At 32.9% G+C, this 20,149-nt stretch carries 21 protein-coding genes; 12 read left to right on the plus strand and 9 right to left on the minus strand.

The features are described 5' to 3' along the window. Positions 1 to 90: 90 nt before the first annotated feature. Positions 91 to 1,068 (plus strand): polyprenyl synthetase family protein, encoded by a 978-nt coding sequence (locus CSW08_RS02810; RefSeq protein ID WP_106658395.1) that lies wholly within the window; start codon positions 91 to 93, stop codon positions 1,066 to 1,068. Between the two features lie 4 nt (positions 1,069 to 1,072). On the opposite strand, the gene CSW08_RS02815 is transcribed toward CSW08_RS02810, so the two are convergent. From CSW08_RS02815 to CSW08_RS02840, 6 genes are all read right to left on the minus strand, one after another. Beyond that, complete coding sequence (locus CSW08_RS02815) at positions 1,073 to 1,486, minus strand: DUF1801 domain-containing protein (RefSeq protein ID WP_317044918.1); 414 nt, start codon at positions 1,484 to 1,486, stop codon at positions 1,073 to 1,075. Beyond that, positions 1,467 to 1,823, minus strand: coding sequence for an iron chaperone (locus CSW08_RS02820; protein ID WP_106658396.1), 357 nt, complete (start codon positions 1,821 to 1,823; stop codon positions 1,467 to 1,469). Before CSW08_RS02820 ends, CSW08_RS02815 begins: the two co-directional genes overlap by 20 nt. Positions 1,824 to 1,880: 57 nt before the next feature. Continuing rightward, the gene (locus tag CSW08_RS02825; RefSeq protein ID WP_106658397.1) at positions 1,881 to 2,393 is read right to left on the minus strand and encodes a DUF3124 domain-containing protein; all 513 of its coding nucleotides are present in this window, start codon (positions 2,391 to 2,393) and stop codon (positions 1,881 to 1,883) included. Between the two features lie 101 nt (positions 2,394 to 2,494). Continuing rightward, complete coding sequence (locus CSW08_RS02830; RefSeq protein WP_106658413.1) at positions 2,495 to 3,463, minus strand: transglutaminase family protein; 969 nt, start codon at positions 3,461 to 3,463, stop codon at positions 2,495 to 2,497. Positions 3,464 to 3,474: 11 nt separating this feature from the next. Next, positions 3,475 to 4,401: an alpha-E domain-containing protein gene (locus CSW08_RS02835; protein ID WP_106658398.1), complete on the minus strand. Its 927-nt coding sequence runs from the start codon at positions 4,399 to 4,401 to the stop codon at positions 3,475 to 3,477. 19 nt (positions 4,402 to 4,420) lie between these two features. Continuing rightward, a complete protein-coding gene (locus CSW08_RS02840; protein WP_106658399.1) occupies positions 4,421 to 5,863 on the minus strand; it encodes a circularly permuted type 2 ATP-grasp protein in 1,443 nt (480 codons plus the stop codon). Positions 5,864 to 6,167: 304 nt separating this feature from the next. Between CSW08_RS02840 and CSW08_RS02845 the strand changes: the two genes are divergently transcribed. From CSW08_RS02845 to CSW08_RS02855, 3 genes are read left to right on the plus strand one after another with little or no spacing between them, the layout of a single operon-like run. Next, the gene (locus tag CSW08_RS02845; protein WP_238987189.1) at positions 6,168 to 6,743 is read left to right on the plus strand and encodes an RNA polymerase sigma factor; all 576 of its coding nucleotides are present in this window, start codon (positions 6,168 to 6,170) and stop codon (positions 6,741 to 6,743) included. Continuing rightward, positions 6,730 to 7,437, plus strand: coding sequence for a hypothetical protein (locus CSW08_RS02850; RefSeq protein ID WP_106658400.1), 708 nt, complete (start codon positions 6,730 to 6,732; stop codon positions 7,435 to 7,437). Before CSW08_RS02845 ends, CSW08_RS02850 begins: the two co-directional genes overlap by 14 nt. 57 nt (positions 7,438 to 7,494) lie before the next feature. Continuing rightward, a complete protein-coding gene (locus tag CSW08_RS02855; protein WP_106658401.1) occupies positions 7,495 to 8,556 on the plus strand; it encodes a hypothetical protein in 1,062 nt (353 codons plus the stop codon). Between the two features lie 83 nt (positions 8,557 to 8,639). On the opposite strand, the gene CSW08_RS02860 is transcribed toward CSW08_RS02855, so the two are convergent. After that, complete coding sequence (locus tag CSW08_RS02860) at positions 8,640 to 9,014, minus strand: hypothetical protein (protein ID WP_106658402.1); 375 nt, start codon at positions 9,012 to 9,014, stop codon at positions 8,640 to 8,642. 95 nt (positions 9,015 to 9,109) lie between these two features. Further along, a complete protein-coding gene (locus CSW08_RS02865) occupies positions 9,110 to 9,349 on the minus strand; it encodes a hypothetical protein (protein ID WP_106658403.1) in 240 nt (79 codons plus the stop codon). A 148-nt stretch (positions 9,350 to 9,497) separates the two neighbouring features. Between CSW08_RS02865 and CSW08_RS02870 the strand changes: the two genes are divergently transcribed. From CSW08_RS02870 to CSW08_RS02895, 6 genes are all read left to right on the plus strand, one after another. Continuing rightward, a complete protein-coding gene (locus CSW08_RS02870; protein WP_106658404.1) occupies positions 9,498 to 11,453 on the plus strand; it encodes a peptidylprolyl isomerase in 1,956 nt (651 codons plus the stop codon). After that, complete coding sequence (locus CSW08_RS02875; RefSeq protein WP_238987190.1) at positions 11,454 to 12,299, plus strand: peptidyl-prolyl cis-trans isomerase; 846 nt, start codon at positions 11,454 to 11,456, stop codon at positions 12,297 to 12,299. Beyond that, positions 12,283 to 13,722, plus strand: coding sequence for a peptidylprolyl isomerase (locus CSW08_RS02880; protein WP_317044919.1), 1,440 nt, complete (start codon positions 12,283 to 12,285; stop codon positions 13,720 to 13,722). The genes CSW08_RS02875 and CSW08_RS02880 overlap by 17 nt, the downstream gene beginning before the upstream one ends. A 4-nt stretch (positions 13,723 to 13,726) precedes the next feature. Next, entirely contained in the window at positions 13,727 to 14,680 is a 954-nt protein-coding gene (locus CSW08_RS02885) for an AAA family ATPase (protein WP_106658406.1), read from the plus strand. A gap of 18 nt (positions 14,681 to 14,698) precedes the next feature. Continuing rightward, complete coding sequence (locus CSW08_RS02890) at positions 14,699 to 15,835, plus strand: acyltransferase family protein (RefSeq protein WP_106658407.1); 1,137 nt, start codon at positions 14,699 to 14,701, stop codon at positions 15,833 to 15,835. 186 nt (positions 15,836 to 16,021) lie between these two features. Beyond that, positions 16,022 to 18,292 carry an aconitate hydratase gene (locus CSW08_RS02895; RefSeq protein ID WP_106658408.1) on the plus strand — a complete coding sequence of 757 codons (2,271 nt, stop codon included), beginning with the start codon at positions 16,022 to 16,024 and terminating at the stop codon, positions 18,290 to 18,292. 134 nt (positions 18,293 to 18,426) lie between these two features. On the opposite strand, the gene CSW08_RS02900 is transcribed toward CSW08_RS02895, so the two are convergent. Further along, positions 18,427 to 18,771 (minus strand): hypothetical protein, encoded by a 345-nt coding sequence (locus CSW08_RS02900; RefSeq protein ID WP_394337021.1) that lies wholly within the window; start codon positions 18,769 to 18,771, stop codon positions 18,427 to 18,429. A 108-nt stretch (positions 18,772 to 18,879) separates the two neighbouring features. Here CSW08_RS02900 and CSW08_RS18220 point away from each other — a divergent pair, with 108 nt between their 5' ends. Together CSW08_RS18220 and CSW08_RS02905 are read left to right on the plus strand one after the other, a co-directional pair. Next, positions 18,880 to 19,314, plus strand: coding sequence for a transposase (locus tag CSW08_RS18220; protein WP_203226826.1), 435 nt, complete (start codon positions 18,880 to 18,882; stop codon positions 19,312 to 19,314). Next, on the plus strand, positions 19,314 to 20,149 hold an 836-nt coding region (locus CSW08_RS02905; protein WP_203226825.1), incomplete at its 3' end, for an IS3 family transposase. The genes CSW08_RS18220 and CSW08_RS02905, both read left to right, overlap by 1 nt.

The raw sequence follows: 20,149 nt of genomic DNA on the forward strand, positions 1-20,149 counted from the left end.
CCTCCCGATAGCTATCGGAAGGGAATCCACTAATTAAATAACAATGAACTTTTAATTTAATTCATTTGAAATAGTATATTTAAACTTTAAATGAAAATAGTAGAGCAAATAAAACAACCCATAGCCTATGAAATGGATCTTTTCGAGCAAAAGTTCCTGTTATCTATGGCTAGTAAAGTGGCTTTGCTTAACAGAATTACGACTTACATTGTAAATAGGAAAGGCAAACAAATGCGCCCCATGTTTGTGTTTTTGGTTGCTAAAATGGTATCGAATGGCGAAGTTAGCGAGCGTACCTATCGAGGCGCTTCGGTTATTGAATTGATACACACCGCTACTTTGGTGCATGATGATGTGGTTGACGATAGTAACCGCAGAAGGGGCTTTTTTTCAGTCAATGCCCTTTGGAAAAATAAAATAGCTGTTTTAATAGGTGATTATTTATTATCAAAAGGCTTATTACTTTCTATTGATAATAATGACTTTGATTTGCTTAAAATTATTTCCATCGCTGTGCGTGAAATGAGCGAAGGCGAATTACTTCAAATAGAGAAAGCTAGAAAGCTAGATATTACAGAAGCTATTTATTATGAAATCATTCGTCAAAAAACCGCAACGCTCATAGCAGCTTGCTGTAGTTTGGGTGCGGCCTCGGTAAAACCAGAATCCGATCATGTGGAAACCATGCGCAAGTTTGGTGAATTGATAGGGATGGCCTTTCAAATTAAGGACGATTTGTTCGATTACGGTGATGCACAAATTGGTAAGCCAACGGGAATCGACATCAAAGAGCAAAAAATGACTTTGCCTTTAATTTATGTGCTTAATCAAGCATCTGAAAAAGATAAGAACTGGTTAATTAATTCCATAAAAAATCATAATAAAGATAGTAAGCGCGTAAAAGAAGTGATTGCTTTTGTAAAAGATAATGGAGGTCTGGATTATGCCATCAATAAAATGAACTTGTTTCAAGAAGAAGCTCTAAAACTGCTTGAAGTCTATCCAGAATCAGATTATAAAAAATCACTGGAATTAATGGTGAATTATGTTATTGATAGGAAGAAATAACTAGTTATTTTAACCGTTCTAACACCCCTTTTCGTTTTACGATGTTTTTATAATCCCATTGAATGTCTTTTGACTTTTCAATCCACCTTTCTAAATCCATGCTATTTATTTGGGTGATAGAAGTGTAAAGTATGGAAGCGTCTTTAAATTTACCAGAACCTAATTTTAAATCCTCTTCGTTAAAACTTGCGCCACTCCAAAACATCAAGCGAATGCCATTTTTTAATTTACTATAACCAACAATTGGGTTTCCATCTAAAAACCAAACGGGATGTCTGTGCCAAATTTTGCTTTCTACGTCTGGTAATTGTCTATAAATAAAAACGGCTAAAAAGTCACATATTTGACGTTCCTCAAATTCTAGATAGTCATTATATGCAGCTATTTCTTGATTCATGTTATTTTTGATTGTTTTCATTAACTCGAAAAACTACAATTTCAGTAATCAAATCAACAGGTAGATCTTCACTTAAAGGAAATTGAACAGACCCTTTTCCTTGTTTATATTTAGAAAGTTGGGATTCGAACTTTTGGTGTCCGGTAGGCGTTGCATAAAACCCAATATGTTTTGTAAATCCGCCAAAGTAAACAAGCGGTTTTTTGTTCAGTTTATAAGCGGGCATACCATAAGAAATACTTTCAATGGCGTTTGGGGCATTTTTTAAAATGGTTTTACGAACTAACTGTAATTTATTCTGAACGTTTTTAGGAAATTTAGTTATATAGTCTTCAACAGTATTTATTCCTTTTTTCATCTTTTAAATGGTGTGTAAATCTTCATATATGACGATAAATCAATCTAAATTCAAATATTATTTAATGCGAATTGCTTTTGTAGTAAACGATAGTCCTTGCTGCCCCATAGTTGAATTCATGACTCCCTCAAATAAAGGTTCGGGACAGTTTTTAGGGATTTTCCACTCAAATATAAAATTGGAACCAGTGCCTCCCGTAGTGTCAACTTCATCTATAATAATGTCTGCTGTTTCCATTGGTGCCAGAAATATGGGATGATTAAAATAAGTTCTAACTAATTTACCATGCGTATCATAATAACCAGCTTTTAAAACATAAATAGTGTCTAAATCACTTATGTTCCTTAAACTTACCATGGCGGTTAAGTTGTGGGTTTTGTGTTCTGATAAACTATAAATCTGTGAATAAATTGAAAGATACGATTTGCCAAATTCAAGGCTGTCTTTCTTACTTAAGTCTATCATTCTTTTAGACCAATTTTCTGTATTTAATGAACTAACTTCTTTTTGTGTGTTACTACAGCTTAATAAACTTAAAACAACTATTACTAAGGCTACAATTGATTTCATCATCCATTTTTAATTTAATAATAATGTATTTTATATGCTTTGCGCATATAAAAATATACTTACTAAGGTAATGAAATTTCACAAAAAAGAGTTAGAACTTTTTATTGCTGTTGCTGTTGCTGTTGTTGTTGGTGCTGAATGATTTCCAAATTCTGCAAATAGCTGTTATTTGTAGATGAAGGCATAAAATCTTTTGTTTTGAAAGAATCCAAATGATTGTTTTTTGTTGTGCTAACATCTACCTTAACAAGCAGCTTATCTTCAACATTTCCTTTAAAAACACCTTTAACAGGAGAACAGTCGTCATAATGTCTTCCAACGGCTAAACGCACATGGTTTTCATTAGCAATGGCATTGTTTGTCGGGTCTACACCAAACCATCCATAAAAAGGGATGTAAGCTTCAATCCATGCATGTGTAGCACCTTCGCCTCTTGTTATAGTTTCATTTGGGCATATATAACCACTAACATAGCGTGCGGGAATTCCAATCATTCTAACAAATTGCAATAATACATTGGTAAAGTCTTGGCAAACGCCTGCTTTTAAATCCCAAACTTCCTCTAGGGTAGAGTTTACAGTGGTTATTCCTTGAATATACTTGAAGTTTTTATATACATATTCGCAAAGTTCTAAAACCACTTTATAGGGTGAATGGTTTTTGGTATCAATAGCTTCAATTAAATTCAGTACTTCTTGATTGGTTGCAAAAGCTTTGTTATAGGATGTGAAGTCTATATACTCTATATGCCTTTGTATCGCTTTTATTTCAGCCCATTGTTCATCAATAGCCACACTGTCATCAGGAAAAATTTTATCAAACGTAAGAACTTCTACTTCAGATTCAATAAATAGCTCTTTATGGGGTTCTGTAATCATAAAGGTGCCGAACGTGTTGTTGTAGAAATCCGTAAACGTTTGAATATATGCATTATTAGTAACGGCAATGGTATGGGATAACACCTTTTGGTACTCATCATTTATAGGATGAAGCCTAATTAAATTAGCGGCATCAATCACTGAATTACTGTATGTGTATTTTGTAAGATGTTTAATGTAAAATTTAGCCATGATTTCTTGAATCAATTATTTTGTGAAAAGTACACCGCATTAATGTTCAGTGATATATTGCGAATATCGGTTTTAATATCATTAATAAAGTTATTTAAACCTTGTTTATTAATATTTTCAATAGTAGTGTATTTAATGGTACTTTCCAATTTTCCCAATAAAAATTCAATATTATTTTTTTCAAGTTCACCACTCTCAATAAGTTGGTTTATATGTCGGTTTAATTTGTTTACACAATAATACACCGATCTTGGGAACAATTTATCTTGAAATACCATTCTGATGACATGGTCTTCGTTAAAAGTGGATTTGTGTGTTTTTAAATATAACTGATAGCCACCAACGGAAAGCAATAAATTTTTCCAATAAAAACTTTGTTCTAAACTATCGGATGTCTTTCCAATTTCTATAAGCTTAATAGCAGTAAAGTCTGAAATTTGAATAACACGCTCTAAAAATTTACCGACGTTCATAAAATAGTAAGAAGCTCCTCGTTCTTGTGTCACATCAGCCGTACCATTATATATCAAATGATAATTTCTAAGATCTTCCAAAAATTGTATGGGGTCTTCTTCACGAAGTTTTTTAGGCAAATCTTTATTGGTAAGATACAAGTAATAATTATTTATACTAAGCCATAGTTCCCTAGAAATATGTTCTTGAACACTTCTCGCGTTTTCTCTGGCTTTGGTTACTATGTTTATAATAGAGTTCGAGTTTTCATAACTAAACACCATAAATTCGATACATTCTATGGCATCTTCGGTATAAAACTCATTGTCTGAGGTCGTGAAATTTTTAATGATTGGCGTCCAGGAAAAGAGTTCAGGAGAGTCTTGATTGGCATAAAAATTTACTTTAAGTAAATTTAAAATACCGCTTCCACGTTCCATATACCTCTCTAACCAAATGAGATTATTTGCTACTCTACTTAACATACTAATGTTTTTCTGATTATTATTGTATTACCCATGTATCTTTACTGCCACCACCTTGAGAACTATTTACTACCAAAGAACCTTTTTTTAAGGCGACTCTAGTAAGACCACCCGGACAAATATCGATGCCATCCCGGCCAGCAAGAGCAAATGGCCTTAAATCTATACAGCGAGGGGACAATTGACCGTTTATGTAGCATGGGGCTGTAGACAATCTTAAAATAGGTTGCGCTATAAAATTTTCAGGTTTTTTCTTGACGTTATCTATGTAGTCTTTTATTTCTTCATCATTCGCTTCGTGCCCCATTAGCATACCGTACCCACCACTACCATCGGTTTTTTTAATAACCATTTCTCTTATGTTTTTAATAACGTGTTCAAGTTCGTCTGGTCTTCCTAATTGATAAGTTTCAATATTTTTTAAAATAGGCTCTTCACCTAAATAATATTTTATCATATCGGGCACGTAAATATAAATGGCTTTATCATCTGCAATTCCAGTTCCAGGGGCGTTTACAATATTTACATTTCCTTTTCTATAAACATCCATAATACCCGCAACACCTAATATACTTTTGGCATTAAACTCTAAAGGGTCTAAAAAATCATCATCCACACGTCTGTAAATAACATCCACTTGTTTTAAACCATTAGTGGTTTTCATGTAAACAAAATGATTTTTAACAACCAAATCACTTCCCTCTACCAATTCAATACCCATAAGTCTGGCTAACGTCGTGTGCTCATAATAGGCGGAATTGTAAATGCCGGGAGTTAAAAGTACAATATTAGGATTCAAATTATTGGAAAGCTCCTTTAATTTTTTGTAGAGCATGTTTGGGTAATTAGACACCGAACGCACACCGTTTTTTGGCAAAATCCCAGGAAATAAGCGTTTGGATATTTCTCTGTTTTCTAACATATAGCTAACTCCAGAAGGTGTACGCAAATTATCTTCGAGTACATAAAATTCGCCATCATTATTACGAATTAAATCTACTCCAGAAATATGTACATAAATATCATAAGGGACTTTCACACCTTTCATTTCGCGTAAAAAACTGGGGCAAGAATAAATTAATTCACCTGGCATAATACCATCTTTAATAATGAATTGTTCATTGTAAATATCCTTGATAAACAGGTTTAAAGCTTTAAGACGCTGTTTGATGCCTCGTTCAATTTTTTCCCATTCCACAGCAGTTATTATTCTTGGAACAATATCAAAAGGGAATATTTTCTCAATTCCTTCATTGTCGCTGTAGACTGTGAAAGTGACACCTTGGCTCATGAATAATTGCTTAGAAAGTTCTTCTTTTTTTGTTAATTTTTCAGGAGATGTATTTTTTAAATATTCTATAAATCCCTCATACTGAGTTCTTATCTTTGAATCGGTACAGTACATCTCGTCCCAAGTGCTTGGTAATTGATTGTAGGATGAAAAAAGGTTGGTGTTTTCCATAAGTTTTAATGTCTCTAACAAATGTAAAAATTTATTGAAAAATATTCAATAAATTCATGTTTTAAGTAAATAAAAATCAGTGTTTATTCATTTTTACCAAAAATATCATCATTAAAAAATTAAAAACATAAATTTAATATGACTTAATTGATTTCTTCATAATGAGGTGATAAGTTAAGAAAAGAAATTTTATTTTCCTTAAAAACCGCTATATTATTATTCAAATAATTGAGTTTAATGATTATTTTTTGACCTTTAGGCAACCTTTTAAATAAAATTAGCGTCTTTTTAAATAGAACAACCAATGAAGTCACTTTTGAAAGTCATACAACTTTATAAAAACGAAACTACGCTTATAGAAAAGGCTGCGAAAAATAATCGTGAAGCACAGCAGACACTATTTGAAATGTTTTCACCTAAAATGTTAAGCGTTTGCAGATATTATATTTCCGATTTGCAATATGCAGAAGATGTCATGTTAGATGGTTTTTTTAAAGTGTTCACCCATTTAAAAAGCTTTAAGAATGAAGGGAGTTTTGAAGGTTGGATAAGACGTATTATGATCAGGGAAAGTATATCATTTTTAAGAAAGCAAAAGCAAATTGAACTTTCAATGGATGACATACACTATGAAAATGATTATGATGATAGCATCAACACAAATATTGAAGTAGCTGATCTGCAAAAACTGATAGACGACCTTCCCGAAGGCTATAAAATAGTATTTGTTATGTATGCGATTGAAGGGTACAAGCATCATGAAATTGCAAGCATGTTGCATATTACCGAAGGCACATCAAAATCACAATTATTTAAAGCTAGAAAATTATTGCAAGAAAAAATAAAAGAAATAAATACCACAAGTTATGGCACCAAATAAATTTGACCATCATATTAATGAAAAGCTAAACAACCGAACATTGCAACCGTCGACAGATGCTTGGAATACATTATCTAAACGCTTAGATAACAAAACCGAAAAGCACAAAAGCAAACCTTACTGGTGGTTGGGTTTAGCAGCAAGTCTTGTGGGCATTTTATTGGTCACCACTTTGTTTTATAATAACACAAATGTTGAGAGCAATCCTATAATAGTTAATAATCCGCAACCCATTAAAGAGGTGTTACAAGAAAGCGTTCAAACGCAAGATTTAATTAAAAACAAGAAACCAATTATAATAGAACAAAAAACAAATGACAAGGAGGTTCTTGTAGTTAATAATAGTGACCACCCAACAATAGAATTAAAGAATGGAACAGTTCATTTTGCTGAAGCGACAGCAAAAGAATTAACATTTGAAGAACAGAAAATTCAAGATGTTGTTGTCCAAATACAACTATTAAAGAATAACAATGCAGATGTTACCGATTCAGAAATTGATGCGCTGTTACTTAAAGCGCAGAAAGAAATTAATTTAAACCAATTATATACTAACAAAGGGTTGGTTGATGCCAAATCATTGCTTCAAGATGTGGAGGCGGACATAGACCAATCGTTCAGGAGTAAAGTTTTTGAAGCTTTAAAAGATAGTTTTGGCACTGTAAAATCGGCCGTAGCCAATCGAAATAATTAAAATCATCATCAATCATTAATCAATCCCGATAGCTATCGGGACAAAAAACGAACAGTTATGCAAACCATTACAAAACACCTAGTGCTGTTAGCACTACTATTCAGCATGCAATTAATCCATGCACAAGACACCATTCCAGCAATTAAAAATCAAAAGAATATTGAGATGTTGGAAAGGGTAAAGACTGAAATTATAGAAGAAGAAAAGAAATATTTAAAACAAGAGGTGGAAGCCATCAATAGAAAGTTGGATAACGGAGATATTACACTTGAAGAAGCCGAGAAGCTGAAAATGGAGGTAGCTAAAAAAACGGCATTGAATATAGAAAATCTAACAGCAATAGCAGATAATAAAATAGCACTTTTAAAACGAAATAGTTATGGAATTAGTAGAATAGGGGAAGAACACAAATTTGGTATCGTGATTAATGATATTCCATATGGCATTAGAAAAGATAAAAATGAACCCAAGAAATATGATAAAAGAACCACAAGTGACTTTGTATTAGCCTTTGGTTTTAACAATGCCATTATAGAAGGCGAAAGCTTGGATGATTCTCCTTATAAATTTGGAGGTTCACGATTTTTTGAAATAGGTACGGCTTGGAAAACGCGTGTATTTGATAACAGTAATTTTATGAGGTTAAAATATGGTGTGTCACTTCAAATAAACGGATTAAAGCCAACTGATAACTATCATTTTGTGCAACAAGGCAATCAAACTGTTCTTGAAAACTTTCCTTATGAATTAAAAAAAGTGAAATTATCTGTTTCCAACTTAGTGTTTCCAGTTCATTTGGAATTTGGACCTTCCAAAAAAATAGAAAAGGATAATTATATGAGGTATTCAACTAGCAATAAATTCAAAATAGGTTTAGGTGGCTATGGCGGATTTAATATAGGCACACGTCAAAAATTAAAATATGAAATTGATGGAGAACGCACCAAGGAAAAACAAAAAAGAGGATTTAATACAACCAATTTGGTTTATGGTGTTAGCGGATATATAGCTTTTGATGACACAGCATTATATGTTAAATACGATTTATCACCCATTTTTAATGACCAAGCAATAAAGCAAAATAATATTTCTATTGGGGTGAGGTTTGATATGGATTAAGCTAACACATATAATACAGAAACCAAAAAGCGTTGAAATATTATTTCAACGCTTTTTTTACTAAAATAAACATCCTCCAAATTTTATGAAAAAAGAGGTTTGTACTTTTTGCTATTATTCATTAGCAACATAATATTTAAAAATGCAACTACTAAGGCTGGCCAAAATTTGCTAATATCATTGTTGGTCATATTGAAAATTAAGAAAGACAGGCTTAATGGAAATAAAACAATAACTATAAAAGGGGTCCATTTATTTAAAACCAAGAGTAAACCTATTAAAATTTCAAGAATGTATAAATAAGGTAAGTACATGGCACTAGCATCTATAAAATACATGGAATCTTCTGGCATTTGCCCATATGATGTTGGTAAAAAATGTAAAAATTGATTTAAGGCATATACAATTAGAAATAAACCTAAAATAATTCGCGCCCATTTAAAAATATTGGAATTCATAATATCATGATTAGTTGTTTAATCATTCGAAGATATTATGATTCTGTAAAATAAAATATGACGAATGTCATATACCCTAAAAAGTTAATCATTTTTCATTCATGAATATAAACTTGCCCTCTATGCGGTTTTAAAGCATCCCTAATAGGTTTCATTTGTGCTTCATTTAAAACCAAAAAAGCAATGGCATGTATGTCGCTTAAAGTTTCTACACCGGTGATGGTAATATTTAATTTTTCAATAATAATATAGTCTTTTAAATGTTTTTCATGATGTTGTGCAATTTTGTTGGCATCTGGTCCATGAAAATCCCAAATAAGTTTTAGTTTGCGCATTGATTTCTGTTTGAAGAGCAAATATACAGGTTCATTTTTATTGGAAATTTTATAATACTATAAAAGCTTTTTAAACGTTTGTTAATGCAACTTGCATTATAGGTTAATATTAGTATTTTTGTTGCTACTCTAAAATTTAAAAGATTACATGAAGTTGAAGTGTTATTCTGTTTTTTTATTGACATTGTTTTTGTTGGAAGGTCAGGCACAATCAAAAAGCAAAGACGTTCTTTTTACGGTTAGTGGAGACTCTATTTATACGTCTGAATTTATTAGGGTGTATAATAAAAATTTGAATTTGGTTCAAGATGAATCACAAAAAGATGTGGATGAATATTTAAATATGTTCATTAATTATAAATTAAAACTTAAGGAAGCCAAATCTTTAGGCTTTGATAAAAAACCATCCTATATTAGAGAATTAGGCACTTATAGACAACAACTTGCACAAAATTTTGTTACCGATAGTAACGTAACGGACGCCTTGGTTGAAGAAGCTTATGATAGAGTTTTAAATGAAGTTGAAGCGTCGCACATCTTAGTAAGGGTAGACCAAAATGCAAGTGTCCAAGATACTTTGGACGCCTACAACGCCATATTAAAATTTCGCGACAGCGCTATAAAAGAAGGGTTTGAAACTGTTAGAAAGGAAGCGCATAACGGACAAACTGTATTTGGTGAAGATTTGGGTTATTTTTCCGGATTTAAGATGGTTTATCCGTTTGAAACAGCAGCATACAATACAAAAGTAGGAGAGATATCACAACCATTTAGAACCCAATTTGGGTATCATATCGTTTATGTGAAAAACAAACGAAAATCTAGAGGAGAACGCACCGTAGCGCATATTATGGTGGTTGATAAAAATGGGGATTCCATAGCTGCTAATTCTGAGATTAGAATTCAGGACATTTATAAAAAACTTAATCAAGGAGAGGATTTTGAAGCACTGGCAAAACAATTTTCGGATGACACAAATTCTGCATCAAAAGGTGGTTTACTGTCGCCCTTCACATCAGGTCAGTTAAGTTCACAAGAATTTGAAGATGTCGCTTTTACATTAGATAATATTGGTGATGTGTCAAAACCATTTAAAAGTAATTTTGGTTGGCACATTGTTAAGCTTTATGATAAAAAACCAGTAGAGCCTTTTCAAAATTTAAAATCCCAGTTGGAAGCACAAGTAAAGCGTGATGATCGTTCTAAAATTATAGATAAGGCTTTGTTTGATAAATTAAAAGCTAAATATGGTGTTAACAATCATCAGCCTGCATTAGCCTATTTTGGATCCCTTTTAAATGAAAGCTATTTTAAGCGTTCATGGCAATTGCCAGCGGATTTTGAACGAGATAAAATAGTATTTAAAATTAATGATAAACCATTTACCTATAAAGATTTTGGCGATTATTTAGTTAAAAACCAGAGTAATGCTTCCGTAAAAGAAACCTATACAGATATAGTTGCAAAAGCCTACGATTCATTTTTAAATACTAGTTTGGTACAATACCAAGAAGCTAATTTGGAAAATGAAAATGAGGACTTTGCCAATATTGTTAACGAATATAGGGATGGGTTGCTATTATTTGATTTGATGGAAAACGTTATTTGGAATACTACGCAATCAGATTCATTAGAGATTCAAAAGTTCTATGATAACCATAAAGAAAATTATTTTTTTCCTGAAAGAATGGATGCCATTATAGCCTCTTCAGCAAAACAAAATATCATAAAAAGAGTATCCCAATTATTGGCTTCAAATATGGATTTAGATGATATAAAAAATCTTGTAAATACTGATGGGGAAGTTCAGGTGCTTTTTACTTCAGATGTTATGGAGGCAAGCCATCAAGCACTTCCAGATAATTTTGAATTAAAAAAAGGTGTGTCCAAAATATACAAGCATCATGATGCTTATGTAATAGTTCAGATTAAAGATGTTCTCCCAAAAAAAATAAAAACATTTGAGGAGGCTAGAGGCGAAGTTATATCAGATTACCAAGTTGCAAAAGAAAACAAATGGCTTGAGGGACTTAAAACAAAATATAAAGTAGAAGTGAATCAAGAATCACTAAATAAAGTAAAATCTCAAATTAAAAACCAGTAAGTGCGTTTTAGAATAATCATAGTATTTATATTAGTTACATCCTGTCATTTTTTTAAAAAAGTAGATGATAGAGTCGCTGTGGCACGTGTTAATGACACGTATCTATATTATGAGGATATAAAAGATCTGGTATCAGAGGGCACCAGTAAAGAAGACAGCATCCTTTTGGTTCAAAATTTTATTAATAAATGGGCAACACAACAATTGTTTGTTGATGGTGCTATGCGCAATTTAAGTGAAGAACAGCAGGAAGCCTTTAATAAACTGGTGGTACAATATAAAAACGATTTGTACACTAAAGCTTATATCGAAGCATTGGTAAAAAGAAGCATCGATACCAGTGTAACCAATGCAGAAGCCGAAGTGTATTATAGTTTAAATAAGGAAGTTTTTAAATTGAATGAAGATCTTCTTAAATTTAGATACATTCATGTAAATGAGAATATTATCAATTATAAAAATATTGAACAAAAGTTTAAACGCTTTAATTTGGCAGATAGAAAAGAACTCGATTCTTTATCCATTCAGTTTAAATCCTATTCATTAAAAGATTCCATTTGGGTTAAAGCAAGTCAGGTAGTTGATAAAATTCCAGTAATCACACCCGAAAACAGGGATCAACTGTTAAAAAAATCTAATTTTATAGAGCTCAAAGATTCATTAGGAGTATATTTGATGCAAATAAATGATGTATTATTACGTAATGATACGGCTCCTTTAGAATACGTAAAACCTACTATAGACCAAATCGTTATTAATAAAAGGAAGCTGGAAATAATTAGAGAATTAGAAAAGGATATAACTAAAGATGCCAATAAAAACAAACAATTTGAAATTTACAATTAATTTGAAACATATAGTCACATTAAGCTTAACATTATTATTGATTAATGTTATAACTGCTCAGGAAATTATTGAAGATGAAAAGATTGAAGCACCTACTGAAGTGAAAGTGGATTCTACAGAAGCTTTCAAACCTCGTAAAGTAGATGGTGTTGCAGCCGTAGTGGGCGATTTTATTGTTTTAGAATCGGATATCCCAAAAGAAAGACAACAATTAATAGCTTCGGGGGCTAATTTAGATGGTGTAACAGATTGCCAGTTATTTGGACGCATGCTAGAATCAAAATTATACGCACATCATGCCATCCAAGATAGTATTATTGTTACTGATGCAGAGGTGCGAGCAGAAGTAGATTATACTATTGATCAATTTTTACAATCCACAAACGGATCAATGGAACGTCTTGTGGCATTTTATAAAAAGGAGGATGAAAAAAGTCTTAGAGAGGAAATATTTGAGTCCATAAAAAACAATAAACTTTCAGGAAGAATGCAAGAGAAAGTTGTGGAAGAAGTAGAAATAACACCCGAGGAAGTTAGGCAGTTTTTTAATAAAATCCCAAAAGAACAACGACCAACGTTTGGTACGGAATTGAAAGTTGCCGAAATTGTTGTTGATCCTAAAGTGTCTAGTGAAGACAAACAAATAATCATTGACCGCTTAAAAGAATATAAAAGGGATGTTGTTGAAAATGGTGCTAGTTTCCGTACTAAAGCAGTTTTATACTCTGATGATAAAGAATCTGGTAGGTCGGGAGGTAGTGTAGGCACAATGCACAGAGATAAGCCAAAAATGGTTAAAGAGTTTAGAGAAGTTGCATTTTCTATGCAAGAAGGAGACATCTCAGATCCTTTTGAAACAGAGTTTGGATTCCACATTCTTAAAGTTGAAAAAATAAGAGGTAAAGAATATGATGTAAGCCACATTCTTTTAATCCCTAAAGTGTCGGATGAAGCACTAAAAGAAGCACGAGAACGCATTGATAAAATAAGAGAAAGTATTGTTTCCGGTGATCTTACTTTTGAGGAGGCTGCAAGGGAATCTAGCGATAGAAAGGAAACCAGAGTTGATGGCGGACAAATGATTAATCCGAAAACCCAAGATTATAAATTTGAATTGACTAAAATGGATACGGAATTATATACCCAGATTCAAAGTTTAAAGGATAACGAGGTCAGTCCTGTTTTAACCGAAACCGAGAGAACTGGTAAAATAAAATTTAAAATTTTAACGGTTACTGGTAGAATTGATGATCATGAAGCTGATTATGCAACGGACTATTTAAAAATTAAAGAGCTAGCTCTTAATGAAAAACGAATCAACGCTATTGAAAAGTGGCAAGAAGAAAAAATAATGGATACCTACATTAAAATTGGTGAAGACTATAAAGATTGTGATTTTTCTAGTAATTGGTTAAAAAAATAAATATATGTCAGACGTCGCTGCCGTTAAACAATTTGTAGAAAAATATAAAGAACTTAAAAAAGAGATAGCCAAAGTAATCATTGGTCAAGACGACGTAGTAAACCAAATTTTAATTTCTGTTTTTTCTGGTGGACATTCCTTGCTTATAGGTGTGCCAGGTTTGGCTAAAACCTTAATGGTAAACACGATTGCCCAAGCATTGGGATTGGATTTTAAACGCATTCAATTCACGCCCGATTTAATGCCAAGTGATATTTTGGGGAGTGAAATACTTGACGAAGACAGGCATTTTAAGTTTATAAAAGGTCCTATTTTCGCCAACATTATTTTGGCAGACGAGATAAATAGAACGCCTCCAAAAACCCAAGCTGCTTTGTTGGAAGCCATGCAAGAACGCTCAGTTACTGTCGCTGGACACAATTACAAATTAAAGTTACCTTATTTTGTATTGGCAACACAAAACCCCATAGAGCAAGAAGGAACCTATCCTTTGCCAGAAGCCCAATTAGATCGTTTTATGTTTGCTATTAATTTAGATTATCCTTCTTTTGAAGAAGAGGTTCAAGTTGTAAAAACAACCACAAACGATGTACAATTAAAAGTAAAAGCGTTATTTTCAGCTGAGGAGATAGTCGAATTCCAGCATTTAATGCGGCGTATTCCTGTACCAGATAATGTGATTGAATATGCCGTAACTATGGTTGGAAAAACAAGACCAAATACCACGGCGGCTACCGATTTAATAAATACTTATGTTGATTGGGGTGCAGGGCCTAGAGCTTCTCAAAATTTAATTTTGGCAGCCAAAACCCATGCAGCTATTCATGGTAAATTTTCACCAGATATAGAGAATGTGCAAGCTGTTTCGCATAGTATTTTAAGGCATAGAATTATAAAAAATTATAAAGCTGAAGCTGAAGGTATCTCTGAACAACAAATTATAAAGAGTTTGTTTTAATCACTAAATCTATGCTCTGTGCATGTTGATTATAAGCATAGAATTTTTGGCTTAGATGTTTTTAGGGCATTAGCCATTCTTTTAGTTCTTTTTTCACATACAACATTGTTGTTATTTCCAAATAAAGAAAGTTTTGTTCTTGAGGTCATTAAATTTTTTGGAGCCATTGGGGTCGATTTATTTTTTGTACTTAGCGGGTTTTTAATTGGCGGAATCATTTTAAAGCAGATTCACTTAAATAAAACAGCATTCAAAGATTTCGGGTATTTCTGGGTAAGACGTTGGTTTAGAACCTTGCCTAATTACTTTTTAATTCTACTCGTAAATATCATTCTATATTTTATTTTTTTCAGAAAGGTTATTTCAGGTATTGGGCATTATTTTTTATTCCTGCAGAATTTTTCAGAAGGTCAAGCTGATTTTTTTACTGAATCTTGGAGTTTGTCCATAGAAGAATATGCCTATATCATTGGGCCATTAGTTTTGTTTTTGCTATTAGTTTTTTTTAAAAATAGTTCAAAAGACAAACTTTTTATTTCGTCAGTAGTGGTCATTATCTGTTTAGTAACTTTTTTAAGATTTGATTTTCATCTAAACAATACATTGACTTCAGACCATCATTGGAGTAAAGAATTAAGAAAGGTTGTTATTTTTAGAATAGATAGTATTTATTATGGGTTTATCGGTGCTTTCTTTTCAATCAATTACAGTACCATTTGGAAGCAATATAAGGTTTGGCTTTTCTTTTCTGGGATTTTCTTGTTTTTCGTAATGCATTTTCTTGTTTTTTGGTATGATGTAAAACCAATTAATGCGCCTTTATTTTATAATATTTTTTATTTACCCTTAGTTTCAATAAGTTTGGTACTGCTATTACCCCTCTTTTCAAATTGGAATCATGCTCATTTTTTTAAACGTGAAATTACTTATATCAGCATTTTATCATATGCTGTTTACTTAATTAATTATTCAATTGTTTTATTAACGATCCAATATTTTATCAATCTAAGTAATGCTTCGATAGTAACTAAAGTGGGCGTTTTAATAGTTTTTTGGTTTCTTTCATTTTATTTAGCATACCTATTGTATGTTTTTTTTGAAAGACCCTTCACTAATTTACGGGATTCTAAATTTATAAAGGATAAATTCAACTAGCAGAGTAGTTTGTTAAATCATCATTTTTCCTCAATTAAAAATGTAAAAAATACAATGATATTAATTTATTATGTAACAATAGTAAATTAATATGATTGTATTTTGTATTGATGGGTTTATTTTTAAAACTTTACATTAATTTTGTAATTTGCAATATTAAAAATCTGAAATAAATTATATAGAATTATGGCATTTGACATAGACATGATTAAGGGTGTTTACACCAAAATGGCAGAGCGCGTTGATAAAGCCCGTGAAGTAGTTGGAAAACCGTTGACGCTTTCCGAAAAAATATTATACAATCACCTTTGGGATGGAACTCCAACGAAGGCTTTTACTCGAGGAAAGGATTATGTTGATTTTGCTCCAGACCGCATTGCTTGTCAAGATGCGACAGCACAAATGGCACTATTGCAATTTATGCAAGCTGGTAAAAGTAAGGTAGCCGTTCCAACAACGGTACATTGTGATCACTTAATTCAAGCTAAAGACGGTGCTGCGGTAGATTTAAAGCATGCAAACAGTGTTAGTAGTGAAGTTTTTGATTTCTTGGAATCTGTTTCAAATAAATATGGTATTGGTTTTTGGAAACCAGGCGCTGGTATTATTCACCAAGTCGTTTTAGAAAATTATGCATTCCCAGGAGGTATGATGATTGGTACAGATTCACATACAGTGAATGCTGGTGGTTTAGGAATGGTTGCCATTGGCGTTGGTGGAGCTGATGCTGTTGATGTTATGGCGGGTATGGCTTGGGAACTAAAATTCCCTAAATTAATTGGTGTTAAGTTAACAGGTAAGTTGTCTGGTTGGACAGCACCAAAAGATGTGATATTAAAAGTAGCTGAAATCCTTACCGTAAAAGGTGGAACAGGGGCGATTGTTGAATATTTTGGACCAGGTGCCCTCTCGATGTCTTGTACTGGCAAAGGAACAATTTGTAATATGGGTGCCGAAATAGGTGCTACCACATCTACATTTGGTTATGATGAATCTATGGAGCGTTATTTACGTGCTACAGATAGAGCCGATGTTGCAGATGCCGCTAATAAAGTAAAATCATACTTGACAGCAGATCCTGAAGTCTATGCAAATCCTGAACAGTATTTTGACCAAGTTATAGAAATCAATTTATCTGAATTAGGGCCCTTATTAAACGGACCATTTACGCCAGATTTATCGACTACTGTTGGTAAAGCCATGACTGAAAAAGCGAAAGCGAACGATTGGCCAATAGTTGTAGAATGGGGATTGATTGGATCTTGTACCAACTCGTCTTACGAGGATTTATCCCGTGCGGCGTCTATTGCCCAACAAGCATTAGATAAAGGGGTGAAGATGAAATCTGAATTGGGTATTAATCCTGGTTCTGAACAAGTAAGATACACCGCTGAAAGAGATGGCATTCTTCAAGTATTTGAAAAATTGGATGCTAAAATATTTACGAATGCTTGCGGACCTTGTATTGGACAATGGGCACGATATAGCGACCCTAAAAATGCACCTAAAAACAGTATTGTACATTCCTTCAACAGGAACTTTGCAAAACGTGCTGATGGAAATCCAAACACACATGCGTTTGTGGCATCGCCTGAAATTACGGCAGCTATTGCAATTGCAGGACGTTTAGATTTTAATCCGATGACTGATGCGTTAATCAATGAGAACGGACAAGAAGTGATGTTTGATGAACCAACAGGATGGGAATTGCCACCAAAAGGTTTTGAAGTTAAAGATAATGGTTACTTAGCTCCTGAAGCTGATGGAAGCCATGTGCAAGTCAAAGTTGCTGAAGATTCAGAGCGTCTACAATTATTGGCACCTTTTGAACCGATTGGGAACAGCATTACAGGTGCTAAATTGTTAATTAAAGCCTTTGGAAAATGTACAACCGACCATATTTCTATGGCGGGACCTTGGTTACGTTTTAGAGGGCATTTAGATAATATTGCAAACAATACCTTAATTGGAGCAGTAAATGCATACAACCAAAAAACAAACTTTGTTAAAAATCAATTAACAGGTGAGTATGGTGGTGTGCCAGATGTGCAACGTCAATACAAAGCTAAAGGCATTAAAACCATTGTTGTGGGCGATCATAATTACGGTGAAGGGTCTTCGCGAGAACATGCTGCTATGCAACCAAGATTCTTGGGTGTTGCTGCAGTTATTGTAAAATCGTTTGCGCGTATTCATGAAACAAACCTTAAAAAACAAGGCATGTTAGGCTTAACGTTTGCAAATGAAGCAGATTACGATTTAATAAAAGAAGATGATACTTTCAACTTTTTGGATTTAAATGAATTCGCTCCAGATAAGCAATTAACTCTTGAGGCGGTTCATGCAGATGGAAGTAAAGATTTAATAAAATTAAATCACACTTATAATGCGGCTCAAATTGGTTGGTATAATGAAGGTTCTGCTTTAAACTTAATTAAAATTCAAAATGCATCTTAGGTTTTAAGTTGTTATAAATTAGAAAATCCAGCTTTTGCTGGATTTTTTTTATGGTGTATTTTGAGGTTTTTGAATGAAATTTTGATGGTTCGTTTAACGTGTTTGTTTAATGAATGTTGCCTAAGCTAATTAATTTATTGAAAGAGTTTGTCATTTAGAAATTCTTTTCTTTTTTGGTTATCATTGAAAACGTGTATCAATTTATCATCGCTAATTATTTTTAGTATTATATCACAAATAAACTTAAAGAAAGGCGGAATTGAATTTAATTCTTCTTCCTTTACAGTTTCACCATGAACTAGTTTTGATCTAATGGAATAATATTTTTTGACATATTTATATAATTCTGTTTTTTCTTGTTTTTCCTTTCCAGTGAAGCTGGCAATATTGTAGGCAATTTGATGAGTTAATTCTGAGTTTGAATGAGGTGAAAACAGGGTTTCAAGTACTATTGATATAGAAATTCCAGTCAACTCCAAAGACAATGTGTTCCAAGAAAAATAAAAAAAAATCAATACATTTTCAATTCTAGATTTATTATTAGATAATGTCTTGTCCTGAAATAGCGATACACAAAAAGTATCCTTATGGAAAACCACCAAGAAAACCGCTATGTAAAGCGTACACAGAAAGACTACACAATGTCTTTTAAACTACAAGTAGTTCAGGAAATTGAACATGGCAAGTTGTCAACTCATGAAGCTTGCCGCAAATATGGGATCCAGGCACGTTCAACAATAGTTGAATGGTTAAGAAAATTTGGTAGCTTTGATTGGGAAAACAAAACGCCCTCCAATATGCCAAAATCCCCTGAACAAAAAATAATGGAACTGGAAGCAAAGGTCAAGCTACTTGAAAAGCAAAAAGCATTTTTAGAACAGCAAGCTTTCGTTGCCGATAAGAAGGCCATCATATTCGATATGATGATTGATATTGCCGAAAAAGAATATCAAATTGACATCCGAAAAAACTCGTCACCCGAACAATCGACCATTTTAAAGAACAAGAAAAACAAACAGTAATGTTTGCCTGTACTTTGTTCGGGGTAGACAGACAGGTTTATTATCGAAGTATAAAACGTCGCATTATCAAGCAGGACAAGGCAGCATTGGTTGTGAAAATGGTTTTAGAAATCAGAACACAAATGCCAAGGTTAGGAGCCAAAAAGTTGTACTATTTACTAAATCAAGATTTAAAAACATTGAAAATAGGAAGGGATAAATTTATTGATATACTAAGGGCCAACCACTTATTGATCGTTCCAAAGCGTTCGTACCACATAACCACAAACTCACACCATCGCTTTAGAAAGTACAAAAACCAACTACTGGATTTACAAATAACCAGGCCAGAACAGGTTTGGGTGTCGGACATCACTTATATCGGAAAACGAGAGAAACCTTGTTATTTAAGTTTGATAACTGATGCTTATTCAAAGAAAATAGTGGGCTATAATGTGTCTGATAATTTAAATACAGAAAGCAGTTTGGTAGCTTTGAAACTAGCTGTTAAGCAGAGAGGAAACACGGGATTACCGTTGATACACCATTCTGACAGAGGATTGCAATATTGCGCCAATGAATATCAAAAAGAACTCAGTAAGCACAAAATAAACCCAAGTATGACCCAAAACTCTGATCCCTACGAAAATGCTGTGGCAGAAAGAATAAACGGCATCTTAAAGCAGGAATTCAATATTGACAAATACAACAAAGACTTACCAATTATGAAGCAAATAATTAAAGAAACAGTAGCGATTTATAATGAAAAAAGACCGCATTTATCAAATCATATGCTGACTCCAAATCTAATGCACCAGCAAAACAAACTTAAAATGAAAACCTATAAAACTAAATA

This window comes from Confluentibacter flavum (genome assembly GCF_002843175.1).
GTDB lineage: Bacteria > Bacteroidota > Bacteroidia > Flavobacteriales > Flavobacteriaceae > Confluentibacter > Confluentibacter flavum.